Raw genomic sequence first — 23,375 nt, 5'->3', positions numbered from 1 at the left:
TTTCCGCCTACGCGCCCCGAGACGGAGCCGGCCCGGCCGCCGGTTCAGGTGAGCAGCTCCCCGGCGTGCTCGACCTGGGTGCGGATCTGGAACGCCGGGCGCAGCATCATCGTCAGCTCGGTGCGCTCCAGCGCGTCGACCAGCCGGTGGGCGTCACGGGTCCCGAGGCGGAAGGGCAGCAGCACCCGACGGTAGAGCAGCGTGGGCGGCCCGGCGTCGAGCGTGACGACGACGTCGATCTCGCCCCGGTCGCCGTCCCGGGCCAGATGGGAGCGCGCCGCCAGCGCGCTGCAGGAGGCCAGCGCGCCGGTCATCAGCTCCAGCGGCGTGGGCCCGGCATCGGCGTGGTCGACGGTGACCGTGTGGCGTCCGAGGTGCACTGCGGCCGGGCCGTCGGGGTCCACGTGCGCCTGCGCCGACGCCATCGGCATCCCGATCACGAGGTGACCTCCGTGGTGGGCAGCCGCACCTGGAACCGGGTGGGATCGGCGAGCACCGCGATGTCGCCGTGGTGGCGCCCGACGACCACCCGGTAGCTGACGTCGAGCCCGAGCCCGGTGCCCTTGCCGACGCCCTTGGTCGTGAAGAACGGGTCGAAGATCTTCTTCCGGACCTCGGGCGGGATGCCGGGTCCGGTGTCGGCGATCTCGACGAGCACCCGGTCCTCGTCGCGGGCGGTACGGACGGTCAGCGTGCCGCGGCCCGCCATCGCGTCGACGGCGTTGTCGACGATGTTGGTCCAGACCTGGTTGAGCTCGGCGGCGTAGGCCGGGATCTGCGGCAGCGACCGGTCGTAGTCCTTGACGATCGTGATGCCGCTGTCGGGCCCCAGCTTGCGGCCGAACATCACCAGCGTGGCGTCGAGACCCTCGTGGACGTCGATCCAGCGGTAGGGGGCCCGGTCCATCTGCGAGTACTGCTTGGCCGCGCCGACCAGGTCGGAGATCCGGGCGGTGGCGTCGGTGATCTCGCGCAACAGGCTCTCGGTCTCCACGGTGTAGGCCAGCCACCGGATCGCGCCCTCGAACACACCCTCGTCGGAGGCCGTCCGCACCGCCTCCAGGTCCGACACCTCCAACCCGCCCGCCACGAACACCGGCGCAAGGTCCCAGCCGCCGCCGATGCCGGCGTCGTCGAGCCAGTCCGACAGCTCGTCCTCCCGGTCGGAGGTCTCCATCGGCGACAGCTGCGGGGCGTGGCGCACCTTCTTGACGAACTCCTCCTGCGCCATCACCAGCTTCTGCAGGGTCGGACCGGCGATCCGCCCGTCGGCGATCATCGCGAGCTTGTGCCGCATGCCGGTGACCTTGTCGCGCAGCGCGTCCGCGGCCCGCCCGGCCGCGGCGGCGGGGTTGTTCAGCTCGTGGGTGAGCCCGGCCGAGAGCTTGCCGAGTGCGAGCAGCCGCTCCCGCTCGGCGGTGATCTGGCTGCCCTTGCGCAGCCCCAGGATCATGCCCTCCAGCAGGTGCACGGCCATCGGGAACCAGCGCTGGAACTCCTGGGCGAACTCGGCGGCCGGCAGCGCCAGCACGCAGCAGTCGGTGATCGCCCGCACCGAGGCCGGGTAGGTCCGGGCGCTCTCGTCGTCGAGGTAGAACTGCACCGCGCCGAAGTAGACGCCGCGATGGTCGGTGCGGGTGGTCTCCACGGGGTCGCCGCCGATGAGCCGGCTCATCGCGACCGTGCCCGAGAGGAGCACGTGGAAGCAGCCGGACGGGTCGCCCTCGACGACGATGTCGGAGCCCGCGGCGAACTCGGCCTCCTCGGCGTGCTCGGCCACCCAGGCGAGCTGGGCGTCGGTCAGCTTCTCGAACAGGAACAGCTCGCGCAGCGCGACACCGGATGAGATGGCCACAGTTCGAGAGTAGGCCTGTCCGCGGGTCGGCTCACCATCCCGCGTCGACCAGTATGTCGATCACGGTGCCCAGCGCGTCAGGGCCGGTGGGTCCCTCGGGCAGCAGCGGGACCTCGACCGTCGCGCCGAAGCGGGCCCGGACCGCGTCCAGCACCTCGGTCTGGGCGACCCGGCGCGCACCGAGCAGCCCGGTCTCGCCGGCGGGCACCACCCGGTTGACCACCGCCGCACCGGCCGCGATCCCGGCCCCGCCGAGGACGTCGAGGGCGCGGACCGTCTCGGCCCAGACCACCCGCTCGGGCACCACCACCAGGTTGACCTCGGCGTCGGTCCGCAACCGCCGGTGCAACGCGGCCATCCGGTCGCGGCGCGCGTGCAGCCGCGCGAGCAGCGGGTCGGGCGTCTCCTCGCCCCGGCCGAGCATGCCCGCGAACATGCGGTCGGTGTCCCGGGAGCGCCTGCGCTGCCCGGCCAGGCCCTCGATCCACGGTGTGACCAGCTCGGGCAGGGTGAGCAGCCGCAGCATGTGCCCGGTCGGGGCGCTGTCGACGACCAGCCGGTCGAAGTCGGCGGGGACGCGCTCGACCAGCTCGGTCAGCCGGTCGAGCAGCGCGGCCTCGACCGTCCCCGGGCTGTCGACGGCCCGCTCGAGGTGCGCGCGGACCGCGGGCAGGACCTCGCGGGGCACCGCGTCCGCCGCGTCCGCGACGATCTGCTCGACGCGCCGGCGGGCCTGGCCCCGGCCGCTGATCTCCGCGGCCCACAGCCCGGGCACGACCTCCCGGGGTTCCTCCCCCAGGCCGGTGCCCAGCACGTCCCCCAGCGAGTGGGCCGGATCGGTGGACACCACCAGCGTCCGCAGGCCCCGCCGGGCCTCGCGCAGCCCGATCGCGGCGGCGAGGGTGGTCTTGCCCACCCCGCCCTTGCCACCCAGGAAGCGCAGCTCGCTCAACAGCAGACGCCCGCGTCGCCGAACTCGGCCCGCCCCATCCGCTGGTGCCAGGCGTGCAGGTCGGCCACGAGGTAGGGCACCAGGTCGAGCGTCTCGTAGGCGACCGGGTTGTCCACGCCCAGCGACTCCAGCAGCACGAGCGCGCGCAGGACGTCGTCCTGGCGGCGCACCTCCCGGGCCCCCGCCCGCCGCAGCGGCTCGACAAAGACCTCGTCGTGGACGCGTTCGACCGCCCGCCAGGCCGCCCGCAGGCGGCCCGGGCCGCCCTCAGCGCTCACGCTCGTCGGGACCTGCGCCACGCCCGTCGCCCGGTCCTGCCTGCGCCACCGAGGGGTCGGGAGACCCGGTCGCCGCGGCGCGGCGGGCGCTGCGCAGGGCCGTCGCCGCCTCCACCATCAGCCACACGGCGAGCACGAAGATGATCGCGTCGAGCGGCACCAGCACCCACTCGCCCTCCCCGACGAACCGCACCAGGTTCAGGATCAGCGCCCAGGACGTCATCACCAGCAGGAACACCAGCGGGACGAGGACGGCGACGGCGTTGCGGCCGTTGCGAGTCACCCAGACCGCGATGACGGCCAGCGCCAGGCCCGCGGTGAGCTGGTTGGTGGTGCCGAACAGCTGCCACAGGACGCCGAAGGTGTAGCCCGCGTCGCCGCCGCCGGGCAGCAGCGCCATCGCCATCGGCACGACCACCGCGACCGTCGTGGCGGCGGTGGCGTTGCGGGAGAGCCTGCGCGCCCCGGCGACCTCGGCGATCTCCTGCACGATGTAGCGCTGCAGGCGGACACCGGTGTCCATCGTCGTGGCCGCGAAGCTGATCACGACGACGGCGGCGAAGATCGTGCCCAGCGCGATCGGCACGCCCAGGTTGCCCGCGAAGGACGCGATCCCGGCCACGAAGTTGCCGGTGGCCCCGCCCGAGGCGGTGGAGAAGTCGGCGTAGAGGGCGTTCCACTCGACCTGGGTGGCCGCCACGCCCGCGGTGCAGGCGAGGATCGCGCCCATGGCGAGCGAGCCCTCGCCGAGCGAGCCCATGTACCCGACGTAGCGCGCGTCGGTGTCCTTGTCGATCTGCTTGGACGTGGTGCCCGACGAGACCAGGCTGTGGAACCCCGAGATCGCCCCGCAGGCGATCGTGATGAACAGGAACGGGAACCAGCTCGGCGAACCCTCGGGGGTGTCGTTGAGCACCGGCGCGACGATCGTGTTCATGCCGACGCCGATCCCGAGCAGGATCACCCCGAGCGCGATGAACAGCTGGTGGGAGTTGATGTAGTCGCGCGGCTGGAGCAGCATCCACACCGGCAGCCGCGCGGCGATGAACGTGTAGGCGAACAGCAGCACCACCCACACGTTGCGCTCGGGCTCCACGCCCAGCAGTTCGGCGATCGGGGCGACCGAGATCGGCACCAGCTGGCCGAGCGGGATCGTCAGGTAGAGCACGACGACGCCGACGATCGACGGGATCAGGGCGGGCGTGCGGGTGCGGTAGATGTACTGGCCGATGCCGATCGCCAGCGGGATCTCCAGCAGGATCGGCAGCACCGCGCCCGGGTTGGCCACGAACAGGTTGCCGATGACCACGGCGAACACGGCGTTCACCAGCGTGAGCAGGAAGAAGATGATCAGCAGGAAGAGCGCCCGGGCCCGCTTGTTGATCACGTCGCTGGCCAGCGTACCGATGCTCTTCGCCCGGTGGCGGACCGACACCACGATGGAGCCGAAGTCGTGCACCCCGGCCGCGAAGATCGTGCCCAGCACCACCCACGCCAGCGCCGGGCCCCAGCCCCAGAACACCGCGATCGACGGCCCGACGATCGGCGCGGCGCCGGCCACCGAGGTGAAGTGGTGCCCGAACAGCACGTGCTTGTTGGTCGGCACGAAGTCGATGCCGTCGCCCATGGTGTGCGCGGGGGTGACGAACGCCGCGTCGAGGGCGAACACCTTGCGGGTGAGATAGCTGGAGTAGTAGCGGTAGCCGAGGGCGAACATCGCCAACACGGTGAGCGCCACGACGATGGCGGGCATCGGACCTCCTCGACACGCGCGGCGACCCCGACGTCACCGGATGGAGGGACGCTAGCACCGGTCCGGGCCGATGGCAGGATCCACGAGGTGACCGACTTCGCGCGGCTGTGGCGGCAGGCCCGCAGCGGCGAGCTGGCCTGGCTCGGCGCCGACGGGACCCCGTCGGCGGCCACCGTGCTGCCCCTCGTGGAGCGCACGGCCACCGGCGCGGCGGTGCCCTGCGTGGCGCTGACCTACGACCGCGCCGCGCTCGCCACACCCATCGCCGAGGCGGTCGCGGTCGCGTTCACCGTCACGGACTCGCGCTCGCTGCCCGGGGGCGCGGCCGGCCGCGCCGCGATCGGGCGCGTCACGGTGGCCGCGGACCTGACCGGCGAGCGCTTCGCCGACGACCTGCTCGAACAGGAGCTGCGCAAGTTCCCCCCGGCCCGGGCGATCGCCGACACCCCGCTGCTGCGGCGGGAGAACTGGTGGTACCTGCCCCGGGTGCTCGTGCGGCTCGACCGGGTGGACCGCACGGTGGAGCTGCCTCCGCGGCGAGACGCCGACCGGGACGCGCTGCTCGTCCGCGACGACGGCGCGGGGCTGCGCCTCGACGTGGCCTCGGCACCGGACTGGTCGGGCCCCACCGTGGATCTGGGGCCGGGCCCGCTGCGCGGCGACGGAGCGCCGACCCTCGCGCACGGCCACGACCACTCCCCGGACCGGGAGCGCTGGGAGAGCTGGAGCGTCCGGGGAACGCTGCGCGGCGACCGGCTGGACGTGACCGCGCGGGACGGGAGGCCCGGGCTGGCCGCCACACCGCTGCGGCTGCTGGAGCGGCTGCGCCGGGCCCGGGCGCTGGAGCGGGGCTGCACGCGCGGGATCGAGGCGGCCGAGCGCCTGGCCTGAGGGCTACTGCTCGGACAGGTAGCGGTGCACCAGCGTCACCGCCATCGCGCCCTCGCCGACGGCGCTGGCGACCCGCTTCACCGATTCAGCCCGCACGTCGCCCGCCACGAACACGCCGGGCACGCTCGACTCCAGGTGGTAGGGCGCCCGGTCCAGGTTCCACCCCGGGGGCGGGCTCCCGTTCACGACGAGATCGGGCCCGGTGCGGACGAACCCGCGCGCGTCGCGCTCCACCACCCCGTCGAGCCACTCGGTGCGCGGCGCGGCGCCGATGAACACGAACATCGACCCGGCGTCGAGGGTCTCCCTCTCCCCCGTGCTCCGGTCCGCGAGCACCAGCCGCTGCAGGTGCCCGTCACCGCACGCCTCGACCACCTCGGTGCCGGTGCGCACGCGCACGTTGTCGATCGCGTCGAGCTGCTTGATCAGGTAGTGCGACATCGACGCCGCCAGGTCCGGGCCGCGCACCAGCACGGTGACCGTGGCCGCGTGCCGGGCGAAGAACACCGCCGCCTGCCCGGCCGAGTTCGCCCCGCCGACGACGAAGACGTCCTCCCCCGCACAGGCGGGTGCCTCGGTGGCCGCCGAGCCGTAGAAGACCCCGCGGCCGGCGAGCTCGGCGACTCCCGGCGCGTCGAGGCTCCGGTAGGACACGCCGGTGGCGAGCACGACGGAGTGCGCGGCGATCTCGGTGCCGTCCCCGAACTTCACGACCCGGGCCGAGCCCCGCGCCTCCAGTGCCACGACGTCGCGCGCGGTGAGCACCTCGGCGCCGAACTTCGCGGCCTGCCGGCGCGCCCGGTCGGTGAGCTGCGCACCGGACACCCCGTCGGGGAAGCCGAGGTAGTTCTCGATCCGCGAGCTCTGCCCGGCCTGCCCGCCGGTCGCCTGCCGCTCGACCAGCACCGTGTCGAGACCTTCGCTCGCCCCGTACACCGCGCTGCCCAGCCCGGCCGGGCCGCCGCCGATGACGATCAGGTCGTAGAACTCCCCCGCCGGGTCCACGGTGAGCCCGCAGGCGCTCGCGATCTCCGCGTCGCTCGGGGCCCGCAGCGCCGTGCCGTCGGTGGTGACGATGACCGGCAGGTCGTCGGTGCCGGCGCCCGCCGCGTCGAGCAACCGGGCGCCCTCGGCGTCGTCGCAGCTGTACCAGCGGTAGGGCACCGAGTTGCGGGCCAGGAAGTCGCGCGCCGCGAACGACTCGGCCGACCACCGGTGCCCCACCACCCGGATCTCGTCGACCGGCCGCTGCCCCACCGCACGCCAGGTCTCCACCAGCGCGTCGACGACCGGATAGAGCTTCTCCTCGGGCGGGTCCCACGGCTTGAGCAGGTAGTGGTCGACGTCGACGACGTTGATCGCCTGGATCGCGGCGTCGGTGTCGGCGTAGGCGGTGAGCAGGGCGCGGCGGGCGTGCGGCGCGACGTCCATGGCCTGTTCCAGGAACTCGATGCCGTTCATCTGCGGCATCCGGTAGTCGGCGAGGATCGCGGCCACCGGCTCGCCGCGCAGGGTCAGCTCGCGCAGGGCGTCGAGGGCGTCGGCACCGGACTCGGCGCGCACGATCCGGTAGTCCTGGCCGTAGCGGCGGCGCAGGTCACGGGCGACCGAGCGGCTGACGCCGGGGTCGTCGTCGACGGTCATCAGGACGGGCTTGGGCAACGGGGCTCCCAGCGGCGGGCGGTGCGTGCGGTGCTGCACGGCTGCCGTCGAAACTAGCGCGGGTCGGGACCGTGCGGCGAGGCCGCAGGCGGCTACGGGAGCCGGCGCAGGATCTCCGCCAGGGTCTCCCGCACGGCCACGAACTGCTCGCTGTGTTCGGCCTGCGTCTCCTGCAGGGTCGTGAGCTGCCTGGTGTGCTCGTTCAGCGTCGCCGTGTGCTCGTTCAGCGTCGCCGTATGCGCATCCAGGGTCGCCGTGTGCGCATCGACGGTCTGGCTGATGTGCACGATGGTGTCGGAGAACGCACGGAAGTTCTCGTCGTGAGCGTCGATGCGGCGGCCCTGCGCGTCGAGCCGGCGTTCCAGCCGGGCGATGTCGGGTCTGGTCATGGACGAGACGGTATCCGGTGGCGCCGACAGTTCGGGGCGGCTCGGGACAACTGCTCGACGGCCGCGGTGTTCGCGGCCGCCAATCGATCAGTCGCCCTTGACGTTGAGGACCTGGCGGAGGGTGTGGTCGATCCGCACCAGGTCCTTCGCGTCCTCCATCACCTGGTCGATGTCCTTGTAGGCCCGTGGGATCTCGTCCAGGAACGCCTCGGCGTTCTCCGCCCGCCACTCGATCCCCACCATCGCCTCGGGCGGGACCGCCGCCTCGATCGCCTCGCGCAGCGCACCGAGCGGGCGGGCGTCCACGTCCGCCCTGGTCAGCTGCGTGCGGACGGCGGCCATGCCGCACCCGATGTCGGCTCCGACGGTGGCGGGCATCACGGCGCGCACCGTGGGGATCACGCTGCCCACCGTGGAGCCCATGCCCAGGTGCGCGTCGGGCATCAGCGCGACGTGCGGGCGGACGAACGGCATACCTGCGGTCTGCAGGGCCTGCGCGCGCGTCTTCTCCTCGAGGATCGACGCCCAGTTCAGCAGGCCCTTGGCGATCTGCTGCATGAACTGATCATGACAGCCGCCCGCCGGGGCGGCGCCCGGTTTACCGGCCACGCACCAGATCCACACCAGCGGGGTTCCACGGACCGCCGAGCCCCCTGAGGTGGATCTCGTCCGTGTTGATCACACGCGGGCGACCGCGAAGACCCGGCGGAACGGGAACCACGTGCTGCCGTCGGCGCGCGCCGGGTAGGCGGCGCGCAACCGGGGCGCCAGCTCGGCGCGGAAGGCGCGGTAGTCGGCCTCGGGCAGGGCGGCTCGCACGGGGCGCAGCGCGGTGGCGCTGATCCAGTTCAGCACCGGGTCGTCGCCGGTGAGCCGCTGCAGGTAGGTGGTCTCCCAGGCGTCGACGGCGCAGGCGGGGGCGAGCAGGTCGGCGTAGCCGGCGGGGTCGAGGACGGCGGTGCCGTCGCGCAGGTCGGTGCTGCCCCGCCAGTGCGGCTCGTCGAGCAGCTCGCGGACCAGCGCGTGCGACGGGGCGTCGAGGTTCCCGGGCACCTGCATCGCGAACCACGCCCCGGCCGGCAGGGCGGCGAGCCAGCGCGGGAGCAGCACCGGGTGCTCGGGCACCCACTGCAGCACCGCGTTGGTGATCACGACGTCGGTGTCGGGGGCAGGCGTCCAGTCGCGCACGTCGACCTGCTCCGCCTCGACGCCCCGCTCGCGCGCGGCCGCCACCATCTCGGCGGAGGAGTCGAAGGCGGTGACCGCGGCGCCGGGCCAGCGGGCCGCGAGCACCGCGGTCAGGTGCCCGGGACCGCACCCCATGTCGACGACACGCCGGGACCGGGCCGCCCCGACGCGCGCGAGCAGGTCGTGGAAGGGGCGGGAGCGGTGGTCGTCGAAGTCGAGGTAGAGCGCCGGGTCCCAGGTGGTGGCGCTCATCCGGAGAGCCCGAGGGTGCGGGCGGCGTCGGCGGCGAGTGCGCGGACCGCCGCCGGGTCGGTGCCGGGGTCGGGGCGGACCTGCAGGACGAAGCCGTCGCGGCCGGCGACCTTGCGCTGCACGAACCAGGCGCCGCCGCCGGGCAGGTCGCGGTGGTGGCGGCTGCGGATCGAGGACGTGACGCGCTCGTGCACCGTCTCGGGCACCCGGCCCGCAGCGGCGAGGCGCAGCCGCCGCGGCGGCAGGTCGGCGAGCAGCACCGCGCCTCCGGCCGCCTCCTCGCGGGCCTCGATCAGCTCGATCGCGCCCCCCGAACCGGGCCCGGAGCTCCAGGCCGCCTTGCTGACGAGGTGCCAGCCGACGCGGCGCGTGCCGTCGACGTCGGGGATCCACAGGCCCCACGACGTGACGACGACGTGCCCACCGTCGGTCAGCGCGGCCGTGGCGAGCACCCGCTCGTCGGGCTCCAGCCGCCCGGTGAACCCCGCGGGCAACTCGTCGCGCCCCAGGACCTTCCGGATCGCCTGGAGCGGGCTCAGCCGCGGTGCCCGCATCAGTAGGTCCTCTCGCGCAGGGCCTTGCCGTACTGCTCCAGCGGCACGAGGTCGCCGAAGATCTGCATGTAGGCGTCGAGATCCTCGACCGGGTTGGTGCGCTGCAGCCGGCCCTTGAGCTCGGCCACCTGCGCCTCCACCAGCGCCAGCCGGACCCCGGCGATCACGCTGCCGATGTAGCGACCCTCGTCGGGGTTGCGCCGCGGCAGGTCCAGCGGCTCCACCGCGAGCTCGTGCACCAGCGGCCGGACCTCCGGCGTGCACTGCGCCGAGACCGCCTCCAGCCAGGTCGGGCCCTCCAGCCCGGCGCACACCCCGCCCGCGGCCTGCACCGCGCGGTGCACCCCGGCCAGCGCGGGATGCGAGAACACCTGCTCGGGCAGCTCGTCGTAGGCGGGACCGGCGATCGCCGGCAGCTGCAGGGCGGCCTTCAGCGCCTCGCGCTGGCGGTGCAACCGGGGGTCGTCGCGCGCGGGCGGTGCCGGGGCCGCGCGGCGGCCGCGGACCTTCTCCGCCGGGGCCCCGGCCTCCTCGCGGACCCGCCGCACGACCATGGCCATGTCGTCCCAGCCCACCCAGCCGGCGAGCTTCGCGGCGTACGCGTCGCGCAGCTCCTCGCGCTTGATCCGCGCCACCAGCGGGACGGTGCGCCGCAGCGCGGCCGTCTGGCCCTCGGGCGTCTCCAGGTCGTGCTCGCGCAGCATCGAACGGATGACGAACTCGTAGAGCGGCTCGCGCCGCGCCACCAGGTCGCGCACCGCGGCGTCGCCCCCGGTCTGGCGCAGCTCGCACGGGTCCAGCCCCGACGGCGCGATCGAGACGAACGTCTGCGCGGTGTAGCTCTGCTCCCCCTCGAACGCCTTGAGCGCGGCGGCCTGCCCGGCCGCGTCGCCGTCGAAGGTGTAGATCACCTCGCCGAGATCGAACGAGTCGTCGCCGATCAGACGGCGGATCACCGCGATGTGCTCGGTGCCGAACGCCGTTCCGCAGGACGCGACCGCGGTCGGCACGCCCGCGAGGTGCATGGCCATGACGTCGGTGTAGCCCTCGACGACCACCACCTGACGGCGCTTGGCGATCTCGCGCTTGGCCAGGTCGAGGCCGAACAGCACGCTGGACTTGCGGTAGACCGGCGAGTCGGCGGTGTTGAGGTACTTCGCGTCGATGCCGTCGTCGTCGAAGATCCGCCGCGCCCCGAAGCCGACGACCTCGCCGCCCAGGTCCCGGATCGGCCACAGCAGGCGCCGGTGGAAGCGGTCGATCGGCCCGCGCCTGCCCTCCTTGGACAGCCCGGCCTTGATCAGTTCGTCGACGGAGAACCCGGCGGCGAGCAGGTGCTTGGTGAGGGTGTCCCAGCCGGCGGGGGCCCAGCCGCAGCCGAAGGTGGCCGTCGCCGCGGCGTCGAACCCGCGGGAGGCGAGGAACTCCACACCCCTGGCGGCCTCGGGGGTCTGCAGCTGCGCGGTGTAGAACTCCGCGGCGCGCCGGTTGGCCTCCAGCAGCCGCGAGCGGGTGCCCTTGTCGCGCTGCACCGACGCGCCGCCGCCGGTGTAGGTCAGACGGAAGCCGATGCGGTCGGCGAGGCGCTCCACGGCCTCGGCGAAACCGACGACCTCGATCTTCATCACGAAGTCGAAGACGCTGCCGCCCTCGCCACAGCCGAAGCAGTGGAACGTGCCGTGCGTGGGGCGGACGTTGAAGCTGGGCGACTTCTCGTCGTGGAACGGGCAGAGTCCCTTCAGCGAGCCCGCCCCGGCCCGGCGCAGCGCCACGTACTCGCCGATGACCTCGTCGATGCGGGTGCGGTCGCGGACCTCGGTGATGTCGGAGTCCCGGATCCGTCCTGCCACGGGACCGAGTCTAGGCCGTACGCGGCGGTGGCCTCACGGGGTCGTGAATCGCAGCTCCAGCCCGTCGTCCACGGGCCGGAATCCCAGCCGCGGGTAGATCGCGTTGCTCACCGGGTTCGCGAGGTCGGTGAACAGGACGACCTCGCGGGCCCCCGCCCGGCCGGCCCACGCCGTGGCCGCGGCGGTGACGGCGGACCCGTACCCGCGGCCCCGGGACGCGGGCGGGGTGTAGACCGGGCCGACCCGCGACATGCCCGCGACCGGTCGCCGGGCGGTCGCGTAGGCGACCGGCTCGCCCTCGACCTCCCACAGCAGATGCCCGGCACCGCGACCCATCGACTCGACCAGGCCGGGGCGCGGGTCGGCAGGCGGGTCCAGCGCCGACACGGCCTCGGCCGCGAACGCCGCCTGCCATCGGACGATGAGGTCGACGTCGTCCGGACCGGCCACGCGGGCGCCGCCCGGGACGCACCCGGGCTCGGTGAGGGCGACCAGCCGGAACAGCCGCGTCCGCATCACCACCTCGACCCGCGCCCCGGTGCGCGCCACGACGGCGCGGGCGTACGCCTCCACCTCCGCGACCGGACCGACCGCCCCGGGCAGGTCCGGGTCGGCCGCGGCGGCGGCCTCGTCGGCGGCCACCGCGTACGCGGGCGGCAGGGCCGACACCGCGGCGTTGCGGCCGGCCTCCCGCACCACCGCACCGACCGTCGCCCCGCCCCGCGCCACCGTCAGCAGCAGCTGCGGGGCCCCGGTGGTCCGCAGCCGGTCGAGCACGGTCTCGGCGAGGGTGTGCCGCACCGGATCGGCGTCGTAGAGCGGCGCCGCCGCGGCGTCGAACGCGGCGACGCGACGGTGGACGGTGACACGCATGGCGACATGGTGAGCGCCCGGAGTCGCCCGGCGCGAGCGGGATTCGCTACAGGACCGGCAGGTAGGTCGAGAGCTCGTAGGGGGTGACCTGGCGGCGGTAGCCGTCCCACTCCGCCCGCTTGTTGCGCAGGAAGAAGTCGAACACGTGCTCCCCGAGGACCTCGGCGACCAGCTCGGAGCCCTCCATCGCGTGCAGCGCCTCGGTGAGGTTCTGCGGCAGCGCCTCGTAGCCCATCGCGCGGCGCTCGGTCTCGGTGAGCGACCACACGTCGTCCTCCGTGGCCGCGCCCAGCTCGTAGCCCTTGGCGACGCCCTGCAGCCCGGCGCCGAGGATCACCGCGTACGCGAGGTAGGGGTTGCAGGCGGTGTCGAGCGTGCGGATCTCCACCCGCCGCGTGGACGACTTGCCCGGCGAGTACATCGGCACCCGCGCGAGCGCCGAGCGGTTGGCGTGCCCCCACGACACCGCGGTGGGCGCCTCCCCGCCGGTGATGAGGCGCTTGTAGGAGTTCACCCACTGGTTGGTGACGGCGCTGATCTCCCGCGCGTGCCGCAGCACGCCCGCCACGAACGCCTTGCCCGTCTCGGACAGCTCGTAGGGGTCGGACGGGTCGTGGAAGGCGTTGCGGTCGCCCTCGAACAGCGAGAAGTGGGTGTGCATCGCCGACCCGGGGTGGTCGGAGAACGGCTTGGGCATGAACGACGCCCGCACCCCCTGCATGATCGCGACCTCCTTCACGACGTACCGGAAGGTCATGATGTTGTCGGCCATGGTGAGCGCGTCGGCGTAGCGCAGGTCGATCTCCTGCTGGCCCGGGCCGCCCTCGTGGTGGCTGAACTCCACCGAGATCCCCATCGACTCCAGGGTCTCGATCGCGTTGCGCCGGAAGTGCGGGGCGATGTCGTGGCTGGCCTGGTCGAAGTAGCCGCCGTTGTCGGCGGGCACCGGCGGGTTGCCGTCGGCCGGCAGGTCGCGCAGCAGGTAGAACTCGATCTCGGGGTGGACGTAGCAGGTGAACCCGGCCTCGGCGGCCTTGCTCAGCGCGCGACGCAGCACGTGGCGCGGATCGGCCCAGGACGGCGAGCCGTCGGGCATCGCGATGTCGCAGAACATCCGCGCCGAGTAGTGGTCGCCGGACGTGGTCTCCCACGGCAGCACCTGGAACGTCGAGGGATCCGGGCGGGCGACCATGTCGGACTCGTAGACGCGGGCGAAGCCCTCGATCGCCGAGCCGTCGAACCCGATGCCCTCCGCGAAGGCGCCCTCCAGCTCGGCGGGCGCGACGGCCACCGACTTGAGATAGCCGAGCACGTCGGTGAACCAGAGCCGCACGAAGCGGATGTCGCGTTCCTCGAGGGTGCGGAGCACGAACTCCTGCTGGCGGTCCATGGGCCGGAGCCTAGGAACGTCGCGTTACGGGCGTGTTTCATCGCTGGTCACGAGGGGAGGATCACCCTCAGATCGTGCAGTCGGCCCCGGCCGCGGGCAGCTGCAGGTCCACCAGGTAGCGCGTGACGGCCTCGTCGACGCACGGCACGCCCGAGGTCAGCGCGACGGTGTGCAGGCTGCCCTGCACCGACAGCAGCCGGCCCCCGAGCAGCTCCGCGAGCCGCACCCCGGCCTCGTACGGGGTGGCCGGGTCACCGGTCACCGACACCACCAGCACCGGAGCCAGCCCGTCGACCTGCGGCAGCGCGGGCTCGGTCGTCGGCGGCACCGGCCAGAACGCGCACGGCGGGCGGGCCGCGCTCGGGCCACGGCCGTCGTCGCGGAACGGGCCCACCTCCCGGGTGCGGGTGTCGATCTCCAGGTAGACGGCCGGGTCGGTGACCCGCTCCTCGTCCACGCACCGGATGACCGGGAACGCCTCCAGCGAGTTGTCGTAGCTGCCGTCCTCGGCGCGGCTCTCGTACTGGTCGGCGAGCAGCATGAGGATCCGGCCCCGACCGATCGTCAGCTCGATCAGCCCCAGCTGCAGCACCTCCCACAGCTGCTCGCTGTAGAGCGCCTGGACCGTGCCGGTGACCGCGTCGGAGTAGCCCAGGGTGCGGCCGTCGCCGACCGGGGCCGGCGCGTCGTACAGCGGGCGGACCAGCTCCTGGAACCGCTGCGACGCCCGGGCCGGATCGCGGCCCAGCGGGCAGGACGGCTGGGCGGCGCAGTCCGCCGCGAACGCGTCGAAGGCGAGCTGGAAGCCCGCGCTCTGCGCGACCGCCCCCTCCACCGCGCTCTGCGACGGGTCGACCGCGCCGTCCAGGACGAGGGCACGCACCCGGCCCGGGAACGCCTCTGCGTACTTCGCGCCGATGAACGTCCCGTAGGAGTAGCCCAGGAACGTCAGCTGCTCGTCGCCCAGCGCCGCGCGCATGATGTCGATGTCGCGCACGACGTCGCGGGTGCCGACGTTGGCCAGCACGTCCACACCGACCCGCTCGACGCAGCGATCGACGAACTCCCGCGAGTCGGCCTCGGCCACGGCGACGCCCGCGGGTGACCCGTCGACGTCGAGGTCGGCGCGCTCCTCGTCCCGCTCGTCGTCGGTCTCGCAGTCGATCGTGGGCTCGCTGGCACCGACACCGCGCGGGTCGAAGGCGATCAGGTCGAACCGCTCGGCGAGCGGGGTGCCCGCCATCGCCTGCGCCAGCGCGGGTCCGAAGCTCATGCCCGAGGCCCCCGGGCCGCCCGGGTTGACCAGCAGCGAGCCGATCGGGTCGCCGGTGGCGCGCTTGCGCAGCATGCCGATCCGCGCGGTCTCGCCCTCCGGGTCGGAGTAGTCCAGCGGCACCGTGACCGTCGCACAGTCCAGCGCCGGATCGGCGAACGCCTCGCCATCGCCGTCGCCGACGGCGAACGGGGCACACGGCCCCCAGGCCGGCTGCTGGTCGTAGAACGACTCCAGCCCGGGCGGCGGCACCGCCCCGCCCGCCGCCGACCCGCGACCTCCGGTGGTGGTGATACAGGCCGTGGTCAGCAGCACCGCGGCGAGCGCGAGCGGGGCAACGCGGCGGGCGTCCATCGCCGACCAGCATGCCAGCCGGATGCCACCGCCCCCGCGCCAACCCGGGCGGCGCTACCCGCGCGTGTGAACCTCGTCGCTCGTGGCTGCCACGCCGCCCGGGCGGTGTCACGCTTTGTGGTGTCACACCCGATGACCCGGGGACCCGCGACGCGGGCCTCGAGGGAGGACGGACAACGATGTCTGACGCATCGATCGCCGGCGCACCCGAGGTGCACGCGCCCTACCGCACGACCGCGAGGCCCACGCGCACGCGGATCCACCACCTGCGCGAGATGAAGGAGCGCGGCGAGCGGTGGCCGATGCTCACCGCCTACGACGTGTACTCCGCGGAGATCTTCGACGAGGCCGGGATCCCGGTGCTGCTGGTCGGTGACTCGGCAGGCAACAACGTCCTCGGGTACGACAACACCATCCCGGTCACCGTCGACGAGCTGATCCCGCTGGTGAAGGCCGTCGTGCGGGGGGCGCAGAGCGCGCTGGTCGTGGCCGACCTCCCGTTCGGCAGCTACCAGGTGAGCGCGGAGCAGGCGCTCACGACCGCGTTCCGGTTCATGAAGGAGGCCGGGGCGCACGCCGTCAAGCTGGAGGGCGGGGCCCGCTACGCCCCGCAGGTCGACGCGCTCGCCGGCGCCGGCATCCCGGTCATGGCCCACCTCGGTTTCACCCCGCAGAGCGAGCACGCGCTGGGCGGGTTCCGCATCCAGGGCCGCGGCGACTCCGCCGAGTCGCTGATCGAGGACGCGCTGGCCATGCAGGCCGCCGGGGCGTTCGCGGTGGTGCTGGAGATGGTGCCCGCCGACGTCGCCAAGCGCGTCACCGCCGAGCTCGTCGTCCCGACGATCGGGATCGGCGCCGGCCCCGACTGCGATGCCCAGGTGCTGGTGTGGTCGGACATGGCCGGGATGAACCGCGGTCGCAAGCCCCGGTTCGTCCGCCAGTACGCCGACATGGGCGCGGTCCTGCTCGACGCGGCGCAGCGCTTCGCGGGCGACGTCCGCGGCGGCGAGTACCCCGACGCGGAGCACTCCTACAGCTGACGACCCGCGCACCTCGTGGTCATCCGCGCATGTCGGGCCGTGCGCGGGTGGCCCGAGGGTGCGCGGCTCAGGTCAGGTCAGGTCAGATTCAGGACCGAGAGGAGCAGGCGGGCCGCCGGCCCGCCCGCCTCCTCGGCCACGTCCAGGGCGGCGGGCACGTCCAGGTCGGCCAGCAGCGCGGCGGTGACCGCGTCGGTGGCCGCCGACGGCGCGTCCTCGCCGACGCCGCGGGCGGCGGCCGCGTAGAGCCGCTCCAGCCGGGCGGTGGCGGCCGCGGGGGACGCGGCGTCGTAGTCCCACGGCTGCGCCCACGGCCGGTCGAGCAGCAGCAGCCGCAGGGCCGGGGCCGGGCAGACCTCGAGCACGTCGGAGACGAGCACGAGGTTGCCCGTCGACTTCGCCATCTTGACGCCTCCGACCCGCACCGTGCCCACGTGCATCCAGGACCGCGCGAACGGTGTCACCGCGGTGACGGCCTCGGCCATCGCCGACTCGTAGGCGTGGTGCGGGAAGCGCAGGTCGGCACCACCGACGTGCAGGTCCAGCGCGGGCCCCAGCGTCGTCAGCGCCATCGCGGCGCACTCGGCGTGCCAGCCGGGCCGCCCGTCGCCCCACGGGCTGGGCCACGCCGCCTCGCCCGCGACCGCCGGGCGCCACACGGGCACGTCGGCGGGGTGCTCGGCGGCGGGGTCGGCGACCTGTCCGAACTCGGCCGCGAGCGCGGCGGCCGCCGCGGTGTCGAGACCCGCACGGGCGGGCACCCCGGAGCCGCGGAACCAGACCGTGCCGTCGCGCAGGTAGGCCGCGCCGCCCTCCAGCAGTGCCGCGGCGAGCGTGACGACCTGGCCGACGTGCGTGTGCGCCCGCGGCTCGTGGGTGGGCCTGCGCACGCCGAGCGCGGACATGTCGCGGTCGAAGCGGAACTGCTGGACGGCGGCGAAACTGTCCGGCCGCGAGCCGGCACGGGCCGCGGCGGCGTCCAGCACGTCGTCGACGTCGGTGACGTTGCGGCACACCTCGACCTCGACGCCCAGGTGCCGCAGCACCCGGGCCGCGACGTCGGCCCAGACGAACGTGGCCGCATGCCCGAGATGGGTGGTCTCGTAGGGCGTGATGCCGCAGACGTACATGCGGGCCCGGCCGACGACGGGCAGCGGGCTGCCCCCGATCCGCAGCACCTCAGCGGCCCCGGACGGCGCGCCTGGCCGCGCGACGCAGCTGGAAGATCCGTAGCCCGCCGGGGATCGCCACGAGCAGCAGGCCCGCGATGGCCGCGAGCAGCAGCGCCACCCCGGTCGGCAGCGAGCCCCTGAGCCACAGGAAGTTGATGGCGACGGGCACGTTGTTCTGCAGGATGAACACCAGCAGGAAGATCCCGACGATCGCCGAGAGGATCAGCCCGGTCCACAGGCCGCCGCTGCGCGTGTGACCGACCAGCGGGTCGCGCGGCGCGGGGGTGGTCGGCACCGGGGCGGTGTCCGGGTCGGACGACACCGGCTGGGTCGGCCCGTCGTGGTCCTGCGGCGGGCGCACCGGGCGCATGCCCGGATCGGTGGCCGGGTCCGCATGGGGATCGACCGGCCCGACGCTGCCGTGCGCGGGCAGATCGCTCGAGCGGTTCGCCCGCGTCGGATCCTCACTCATGCTGACGCCACCGTCCTGTCGTACCTGTCCCGGTCGTGCCTGTCCTCGCCTGCCGACGGGGAGTATCCCGCAACGCCGACCGGGAGCCGCGCACGGCTCGCGCTACCGCCGGATCCGGCCTCCGCACGGGCCGCGCGACGTCGCCGTGTCCACGGTGGCCCGGTCGCGGCTCAGCGGGCGGGTCGGCGCATCGGGACGTGGGCCACCCCGTCCCAGTCGTACGGCTCGCCCACCGCCTCGAAGCCGTGGGCCCGGTAGAGCTCGACCAGGTGTTCCTGGGCGTCCAGGACGCTGGGACGGTCGCCGATCTCGGCCAGCACCGCCTCGATCAGCCGCCGCCCCAGTCCCCGGCCGCGCACCGAGGCCGCCGTGCAGATGCGCCCGATCCGGTGCTCGCCGTTCGGTTCCTTCAGCAGCCGCAGCGTGCCCAGCACCGGCTCGGGCCGCCCGTCCCCGCCGAGCCAGTAGTGCCGGGCGCGATCCTCCAGGTCGCGGCCGTCGAGCTCGGCGTAGGCACACCCCTGCTCGACGACGAACACCTCGACGCGCAGCCGCAGCAGCTCGTAGAGCGTGCGGGGGTCGAGGTCGGCCGCCCAGGCACGGTGCACCCTGGCCGCGATCGTCTCGGTCGTCATGGCGCCTGCCTACCAGACCGGCGGGACCGGACGCGGTCGAGCAGCCGTTCGAGCGCCGCGTCGAACAGGACGGGGCGTTCCGGGTCGGGCAGGTGCGCGGCACGGCCGGTCCGGGCCCGGGGAACTTGTGACGGTCCACCGACGGCCCGGGCCGCCGACGTGACGCCCGGCTAACCTCGACCGGTGCGCCACCACGATCTCGCCGTCATCGGCACCGGCTCCGGCAACTCGATCATCGACGACAGGTTCGCCGATCTCGACGTCGCGCTGATCGAGCACGGCGTCTTCGGCGGCACCTGCCTCAACGTCGGCTGCATCCCCACCAAGATGTACGTCTACCCCGCCGACATCGCCCAGCACGTGCGGCACGCGGAGCGCTACGGGGTCGACGCCCGCATCGACAAGGTGCGCTGGACCGACATCCGCGACCGCGTCTTCGGCCGCATCGACCCGATCTCCGCCGGGGGGCGCGAGTACCGCGTCGACCGCTCGCCGCACGTCACCGTCTACGAGGGGCACGCGCGGTTCACCGGGCCGCGCGAGCTGAGCGTCGACGGCGGGGAACCGTTCACCGCCGATCGCGTCGTCGTCGCCGCAGGCGGGCGGCCCATGATCCCCGCGGTGATCACCGACTCCGGTGTCCCGTTCCACACCAGCGACACGATCATGCGGATCGACGAGCTGCCCGAGCACCTGCTCGTCGTCGGCGCCGGGTACATCGGGGCGGAGTTCGCGCACGTGTTCTCGGCGCTCGGGTCGCGGGTCACGGTCATCGGGCGCGGGCAGGCGCTGCTGCGCTCGCAGGACGAGACGGTGTCGCAGCGGTTCACCGCGGCCGTGCGAGACCGCTGGGACGTCCGGCTGGGGCAGCCGATCGCCGCCGCCCGCACCGTCGACGGCGGCGTCGAGTTCACGATGGAGGACGGGGCGAGGGTGCGCGGCGACCTGGTCCTCGTCGCCACCGGCCGCGAGCCCAACGGCGACCGGCTGGACCTGGAGAAGGCCGGCATCCCGACCCACGACGACGGCCGCATCGTCGTCGACGAGTTCCAGCGCACCCCCGCCGACGGGGTGTGGGCGCTGGGCGACGTCAGCTCGCCCTACCAGCTCAAGCACGTGGCCAACCAGGAGATGCGGATCGTGCAGCACAACCTGCTGCACCCCGAGGACCTGCGCGCCACCGACCACCGGTTCGTGCCGTGGGCGGTGTTCACCGACCCGCAGATCGCGGGGGTCGGGCGCACCGAGGCACAGTGCCGCGACGACGGGCTCGACTACACGGTGAAGGTCCAGGCCTACGGCGACGTCGCCTACGGCTGGGCGATGGAGGACACCACCGGGTTCTGCAAGGTCCTCGCCGAGCGCGGCGCCGGAAAGCTGCTCGGTGCGCACGTCATGGGCCCGCAGGCGAGCACGGTGATCCAACCGCTGATCCAGGCCATGTCGTTCGGGCTCGGCGCCCGCGAGATGGCCACCGGCCAGTACTGGATCCATCCCGCCCTGCCCGAAGTGGTGGAGAACGCACTGCTCGGCCTCGATCTGTAGGGGTTCGGGCGCCGAATGCTGGATACTGGGGAACCAGTAAGGCCACCCTTTCCTCCTGCCGACGCCCCGAGGTGCCGCCCATGTCCGTAGCCGAGAGCCCCACCCGGCCCACCGGCCCGAAGCCGCTGCTCGACGGGCAGCGCGGTGTCGCGTCCACCGTCGCCGTCTACGTCTTCGTGATCGTTCCCCTGGTCGCCCTGCTGGCCGCCGTGCCGATCGCCTGGGGCTGGGGGCTGAGCTGGGTCGACATCGCGATCGCGCTGCCGTTCTACGTGGTCAGCGGCCTCGGCATCACCGTCGGATTCCACCGCTACTTCACCCACGGCTCGTTCAAGGCCAACCGCGCGCTGCGCGTCGCGCTGGCGATCTCGGGCAGCCTCGCGCTGCAGGGCCCGGTCATCGACTGGGTGGCCGACCACCGCCGCCACCACGCGTTCTCCGACAAGGAGGGCGACCCGCACTCCCCGTGGCTGTTCGGCACCGGCCCGCGCGCGCTGGCCCGGGGCTTCTACCACTCCCACATGGGCTGGCTGTTCGGGCGCGACCAGACCAACGAGGCGCGCTTCGCCCCCGACCTGCTCGCCGACCGCGACATCGTGCGAGTCGACCGGCTGTTCGTGCTGTGGGCCACGCTGTCCCTCGTGCTGCCCGGCGTCATCGGCGGGCTCGTGACGACGTCCTGGGCGGGCGCGCTCACGGCGTTCTTCTGGGGCGGGCTGGTGCGCGTGGCGCTGCTGCACCACGTCACGTGGTCGATCAACTCGATCTGCCACATGATCGGCGAGCAGCCCTTCGCCTCCCGCGACCACTCCCGCAACGTGTGGCCGCTGGCCGTGCTGAGCTTCGGCGAGTCGTGGCACAACCTGCACCACGCCGACCCCACCTGCGCCCGCCACGGCGTCGGGCGCGGGCAGGTCGACATCTCCGCGCGGGTCATCCGGGCGTTCGAGAAGCTGGGCTGGGCCCACTCGGTGCGCTGGCCCACCGCGAAGCGCCTGCAGAAGCTGGCCCGCTGACAGGCGACCGCATGATCGTCACCTGCGGTGCGATCACGACAACCATGTCGTCCCTGCACCGCAGGTCCCGATCATGGGCAGGTCATGCCAGGGTCCCGGTGATCTCCGCGACGGTCTCCGCCGGCCGGCTGTCGAGGTCGTGCCAGGTGAAGCGCAGCAGGTCCCACGCCCCGCGGGTGATCGCGTTGCCCTTGCGCCGGTCGGCCCGGAACCGCTCGGCGTCGACGTGCCACGCCCAGCCGTCCACCTCGATCGCCACCTTCTGCGCAGGGAACGCCAGGTCGATCCGGTAGCGCCCGAACGGGTACCCGAGCACCCACCCCGCGATGCCGGCCTGCCGCAACAGCGTCACGAGCAGCCGCTCGGCCACGGAGTCGGCGCGGTCGGCCGCCGCGCTGATCAACCGCCCGGCCGCCGACGCCCCGTGGCGGCCCATGTTGCGGCAGTACGCCCGGTACAGCGTGGGGAACCTGACGTGCTTCTGCAGTGCGCGGTCGAGGAAGACCGAGCCGTCGGGCAGCGCCACGGCCGTCTCCAACGCGGTGAGGGGCTCGGCCGACACCCCGACGTGCCGGGCGACGACCCGGTCGACGGGCCACATGTCCCGCCGCCTCAGCATGATGCCCGGCTGCGGCCGCAGGTGGGTCCGCCGGGGCACGGTGATCTCCACGTCGTCCGGGGCCCGATCGAGCATCCGGTGCCAGTAGGCGGCGGCCGGGCCGGTGACCAGCGAGGACTCCCCCGCCCACAGCCAGGCCGCCCGGATCCGGGCCTCGTCGGTGAGCCGGTGCCCGCCGACCAGGTACACACCGGGATGCAGCGCGACCCATCGTCCCGCGCGCACCCGCCGCTGCACGGTGCGCATGCTCATCCCCGCCGCCACCGCCTGCGCGGCCGAGATGACGCCCGCCTGGCGGGCCAGCACGACGTCGATCGTCACCGGCGCAGGATGCGGCGCGGACCATGATCACCGTGGCCGAACGGCACAACCCGCCTTCATGATCGCCGTCTCCCGCCGGGCGCTTCGCCGTGATCGGCGGCAGCGGTGCAGGGACGACAACTCTGTCGCGGTCGCACCGCTGGTGGCGATCACGACCTCAGCTGGCCGGGCGCTCCGCCGGCGAGTCCGGCAGGGCCGGGGCCGCCGGGGCCAGCGGGGTTGCCGGGGACGGCGGGATCGCCGGGGCTGGTGGCGCCGCCGGGTCGTGGGGCACCGCGGGAGGCGTCTCCCCGCGGATCCCCGCCAAAAGCGCGGTGACGTCGGCCATGATCGCCGCGGTGGCGCCGTCGAGCGCGGTGCGGGTGCGGGGCCCGCCCAGCCAGGCCGAGAGGTCCACGGGCGGGCCCGCGACGACCGTGACCCGCCGGCGCGGGAAGAACAGCCGGGGGCGGTTGCTGCCGGGCGGGAGCACGTCCTGGGTGCCCCAGTTGGCGACCGGGATCACCGGCATGCCGCTGACCAGCGCGATCCGGGCGATGCCGTTCTTGGCCTTCATCGGCCAGCCGTCGGGGTCGGCGGTGTAGGTCGCCTCCGGGTAGAACGCGACGATCTCACCGCGCTGCACGGCGGCGATGGCGTCGCGGTAGGCGTCACCGGCCCGCGCGGACGAGCGGTAGACCGGGATGTGCCCGCCCTTGCCCAGCACGGACCGGACGACCGGGACCTCCCACAGCTCCGACTTGGCCAGGAACCGCGGCATGCGCCCGTGCGAGATCGTGAACGCCACGTCGAAGATCGGGTCGGAGAACGAGACGTGGTTGATCGCCAGCAGGGCGCCACCGGTGCGCGGGATGTGCTCGCCGCCGCTCCAGCCCACTCGGGTGCCGAACATCGTGAACGGCCAGAGCAGCCAGATCGCGAACCCGTACCAGAACCCGGACGTGCGGTAGCGGCGGGAGAAGGTGAGCGCGAGCTTCTGCGCCGCGGTGAGCGGCCGTGGCGGGGTCATCGGTGATTCCTTCCGGGGACTGGCGTGCCGCG

At 73.7% G+C, this 23,375-nt stretch carries 23 protein-coding genes; 4 read left to right on the top strand and 19 right to left on the bottom strand.

All coding sequences use genetic code 11. The features are described from left to right. Positions 1-44: 44 nt before the first annotated feature. From Q1K26_RS16440 to Q1K26_RS16420, 5 genes are read right to left on the bottom strand one after another with little or no spacing between them, the layout of a single operon-like run. Entirely contained in the window at positions 45-440 is a 396-nt protein-coding gene (locus Q1K26_RS16440) for a hypothetical protein (RefSeq protein ID WP_300013139.1), read from the bottom strand. Then, positions 437-1,855 (bottom strand): ATP-binding protein, encoded by a 1,419-nt coding sequence (locus Q1K26_RS16435; protein ID WP_300013136.1) that lies wholly within the window; start codon positions 1,853-1,855, stop codon positions 437-439. The genes Q1K26_RS16440 and Q1K26_RS16435 overlap by 4 nt, the downstream gene beginning before the upstream one ends. A gap of 31 nt (positions 1,856-1,886) precedes the next feature. Beyond that, complete coding sequence (locus Q1K26_RS16430) at positions 1,887-2,807, bottom strand: TRC40/GET3/ArsA family transport-energizing ATPase (RefSeq protein WP_300013133.1); 921 nt, start codon at positions 2,805-2,807, stop codon at positions 1,887-1,889. Beyond that, on the bottom strand, positions 2,804-3,085 hold the full coding sequence (locus Q1K26_RS16425; RefSeq protein ID WP_300013130.1) for a cory-CC-star protein: 282 nt from the start codon (positions 3,083-3,085) through the stop codon (positions 2,804-2,806). Before Q1K26_RS16425 ends, Q1K26_RS16430 begins: the two co-directional genes overlap by 4 nt. After that, positions 3,075-4,838, bottom strand: coding sequence for a carbon starvation protein A (locus Q1K26_RS16420; RefSeq protein WP_300013128.1), 1,764 nt, complete (start codon positions 4,836-4,838; stop codon positions 3,075-3,077). The genes Q1K26_RS16425 and Q1K26_RS16420 overlap by 11 nt, the downstream gene beginning before the upstream one ends. Before the next feature lie 87 nt (positions 4,839-4,925). On the opposite strand from Q1K26_RS16420, the gene Q1K26_RS16415 reads away from it, so the two are divergent. Continuing rightward, on the top strand, positions 4,926-5,729 hold the full coding sequence (locus tag Q1K26_RS16415; RefSeq protein ID WP_300013125.1) for a hypothetical protein: 804 nt from the start codon (positions 4,926-4,928) through the stop codon (positions 5,727-5,729). Between the two features lie 3 nt (positions 5,730-5,732). On the opposite strand, the gene Q1K26_RS16410 is transcribed toward Q1K26_RS16415, so the two are convergent. The 9 genes from Q1K26_RS16410 to Q1K26_RS16370 all read right to left on the bottom strand — a co-directional run bounded on the left by Q1K26_RS16410 (position 5,733) and on the right by Q1K26_RS16370 (position 15,514). Next, complete coding sequence (locus tag Q1K26_RS16410) at positions 5,733-7,391, bottom strand: FAD-dependent oxidoreductase (RefSeq protein WP_300013122.1); 1,659 nt, start codon at positions 7,389-7,391, stop codon at positions 5,733-5,735. A gap of 92 nt (positions 7,392-7,483) precedes the next feature. Further along, on the bottom strand, positions 7,484-7,780 hold the full coding sequence (locus Q1K26_RS16405) for a hypothetical protein (RefSeq protein WP_300013120.1): 297 nt from the start codon (positions 7,778-7,780) through the stop codon (positions 7,484-7,486). A gap of 87 nt (positions 7,781-7,867) precedes the next feature. Then, positions 7,868-8,338: an RtcB family protein gene (locus tag Q1K26_RS16400; protein ID WP_300013117.1), complete on the bottom strand. Its 471-nt coding sequence runs from the start codon at positions 8,336-8,338 to the stop codon at positions 7,868-7,870. A gap of 120 nt (positions 8,339-8,458) precedes the next feature. Beyond that, positions 8,459-9,220, bottom strand: a complete 762-nt coding sequence (locus Q1K26_RS16395; RefSeq protein ID WP_300013114.1) for a trans-aconitate 2-methyltransferase — start codon at positions 9,218-9,220, stop codon at positions 8,459-8,461. Continuing rightward, entirely contained in the window at positions 9,217-9,774 is a 558-nt protein-coding gene (locus Q1K26_RS16390; protein WP_300013111.1) for a hypothetical protein, read from the bottom strand. The genes Q1K26_RS16395 and Q1K26_RS16390 overlap by 4 nt, the downstream gene beginning before the upstream one ends. After that, on the bottom strand, positions 9,774-11,624 hold the full coding sequence (gene dnaG / locus Q1K26_RS16385; protein ID WP_300013108.1) for a DNA primase: 1,851 nt from the start codon (positions 11,622-11,624) through the stop codon (positions 9,774-9,776). Before dnaG ends, Q1K26_RS16390 begins: the two co-directional genes overlap by 1 nt. A 33-nt stretch (positions 11,625-11,657) precedes the next feature. Continuing rightward, complete coding sequence (locus tag Q1K26_RS16380; protein WP_300013105.1) at positions 11,658-12,497, bottom strand: GNAT family N-acetyltransferase; 840 nt, start codon at positions 12,495-12,497, stop codon at positions 11,658-11,660. A 46-nt stretch (positions 12,498-12,543) separates the two neighbouring features. Beyond that, on the bottom strand, positions 12,544-13,887 hold the full coding sequence (locus tag Q1K26_RS16375) for a glutamine synthetase family protein (protein ID WP_300013102.1): 1,344 nt from the start codon (positions 13,885-13,887) through the stop codon (positions 12,544-12,546). A gap of 67 nt (positions 13,888-13,954) precedes the next feature. Continuing rightward, entirely contained in the window at positions 13,955-15,514 is a 1,560-nt protein-coding gene (locus tag Q1K26_RS16370; RefSeq protein ID WP_300013099.1) for an alpha/beta hydrolase, read from the bottom strand. 179 nt (positions 15,515-15,693) lie between these two features. Between Q1K26_RS16370 and panB the strand changes: the two genes are divergently transcribed. Beyond that, the gene (gene panB / locus Q1K26_RS16365) at positions 15,694-16,554 is read left to right on the top strand and encodes a 3-methyl-2-oxobutanoate hydroxymethyltransferase (protein ID WP_300013096.1); all 861 of its coding nucleotides are present in this window, start codon (positions 15,694-15,696) and stop codon (positions 16,552-16,554) included. A 77-nt stretch (positions 16,555-16,631) separates the two neighbouring features. Here the strand turns inward: panB and Q1K26_RS16360 are convergent, their stop codons facing one another. From Q1K26_RS16360 to Q1K26_RS16350, 3 genes are all read right to left on the bottom strand, one after another. Further along, positions 16,632-17,732, bottom strand: a complete 1,101-nt coding sequence (locus Q1K26_RS16360; RefSeq protein WP_300013093.1) for a cysteine--tRNA ligase — start codon at positions 17,730-17,732, stop codon at positions 16,632-16,634. Position 17,733: 1 nt separating this feature from the next. Further along, a complete protein-coding gene (locus Q1K26_RS16355; protein WP_300013090.1) occupies positions 17,734-18,198 on the bottom strand; it encodes a lipopolysaccharide assembly protein LapA domain-containing protein in 465 nt (154 codons plus the stop codon). Positions 18,199-18,368: 170 nt separating this feature from the next. Next, positions 18,369-18,833: a GNAT family N-acetyltransferase gene (locus Q1K26_RS16350; RefSeq protein ID WP_300013087.1), complete on the bottom strand. Its 465-nt coding sequence runs from the start codon at positions 18,831-18,833 to the stop codon at positions 18,369-18,371. Between the two features lie 183 nt (positions 18,834-19,016). Here Q1K26_RS16350 and Q1K26_RS16345 point away from each other — a divergent pair, with 183 nt between their 5' ends. Then, a complete protein-coding gene (locus Q1K26_RS16345; protein ID WP_300013084.1) occupies positions 19,017-20,378 on the top strand; it encodes a mycothione reductase in 1,362 nt (453 codons plus the stop codon). A gap of 80 nt (positions 20,379-20,458) precedes the next feature. Then, entirely contained in the window at positions 20,459-21,394 is a 936-nt protein-coding gene (locus tag Q1K26_RS16340; RefSeq protein WP_300013081.1) for an acyl-CoA desaturase, read from the top strand. A gap of 82 nt (positions 21,395-21,476) precedes the next feature. Here Q1K26_RS16340 and Q1K26_RS16335 read toward each other — a convergent pair whose 3' ends face one another. Then, a complete protein-coding gene (locus tag Q1K26_RS16335) occupies positions 21,477-22,334 on the bottom strand; it encodes a type IV toxin-antitoxin system AbiEi family antitoxin domain-containing protein (protein ID WP_300013078.1) in 858 nt (285 codons plus the stop codon). Between the two features lie 157 nt (positions 22,335-22,491). Continuing rightward, complete coding sequence (locus Q1K26_RS16330) at positions 22,492-23,343, bottom strand: lysophospholipid acyltransferase family protein (RefSeq protein ID WP_300013075.1); 852 nt, start codon at positions 23,341-23,343, stop codon at positions 22,492-22,494. Positions 23,344-23,375: the final 32 nt, after the last annotated feature.

Source organism: Pseudonocardia sp. (assembly GCF_029263155.1).
Taxonomy (GTDB): Bacteria; Actinomycetota; Actinomycetes; order Mycobacteriales; family Pseudonocardiaceae; genus Pseudonocardia.
The sequence above is the reverse complement of the archived record's forward strand: the minus strand, read 5'-3'. Positions and strand labels throughout refer to the sequence as shown.

Excerpts from the sequence above, each read along its gene's own strand:
- Q1K26_RS16420 (WP_300013128.1), bottom strand. The coding sequence starts at position 4,838 with ATGCCCGCCATCGTCGTGGCGCTCACCGTGTTGGCGATGTTCGCCCTC.
- Q1K26_RS16350 (WP_300013087.1), bottom strand. The coding sequence starts at position 18,833 with ATGACGACCGAGACGATCGCGGCCAGGGTGCACCGTGCCTGGGCGGCC.
- Q1K26_RS16340 (WP_300013081.1), top strand. The coding sequence starts at position 20,459 with ATGTCCGTAGCCGAGAGCCCCACCCGGCCCACCGGCCCGAAGCCGCTG.
- Q1K26_RS16395 (WP_300013114.1), bottom strand. The coding sequence starts at position 9,220 with ATGAGCGCCACCACCTGGGACCCGGCGCTCTACCTCGACTTCGACGAC.
- Q1K26_RS16405 (WP_300013120.1), bottom strand. The coding sequence starts at position 7,780 with ATGACCAGACCCGACATCGCCCGGCTGGAACGCCGGCTCGACGCGCAG.
- Q1K26_RS16330 (WP_300013075.1), bottom strand. The coding sequence starts at position 23,343 with ATGACCCCGCCACGGCCGCTCACCGCGGCGCAGAAGCTCGCGCTCACC.
- Q1K26_RS16375 (WP_300013102.1), bottom strand. The coding sequence starts at position 13,887 with ATGGACCGCCAGCAGGAGTTCGTGCTCCGCACCCTCGAGGAACGCGAC.
- Q1K26_RS16400 (WP_300013117.1), bottom strand. The coding sequence starts at position 8,338 with ATGCAGCAGATCGCCAAGGGCCTGCTGAACTGGGCGTCGATCCTCGAG.
- Q1K26_RS16355 (WP_300013090.1), bottom strand. The coding sequence starts at position 18,198 with ATGAGTGAGGATCCGACGCGGGCGAACCGCTCGAGCGATCTGCCCGCG.
- Q1K26_RS16380 (WP_300013105.1), bottom strand. The coding sequence starts at position 12,497 with ATGCGTGTCACCGTCCACCGTCGCGTCGCCGCGTTCGACGCCGCGGCG.
- Q1K26_RS16370 (WP_300013099.1), bottom strand. The coding sequence starts at position 15,514 with ATGGACGCCCGCCGCGTTGCCCCGCTCGCGCTCGCCGCGGTGCTGCTG.
- panB (WP_300013096.1), top strand. The coding sequence starts at position 15,694 with ATGTCTGACGCATCGATCGCCGGCGCACCCGAGGTGCACGCGCCCTAC.
- Q1K26_RS16390 (WP_300013111.1), bottom strand. The coding sequence starts at position 9,774 with ATGCGGGCACCGCGGCTGAGCCCGCTCCAGGCGATCCGGAAGGTCCTG.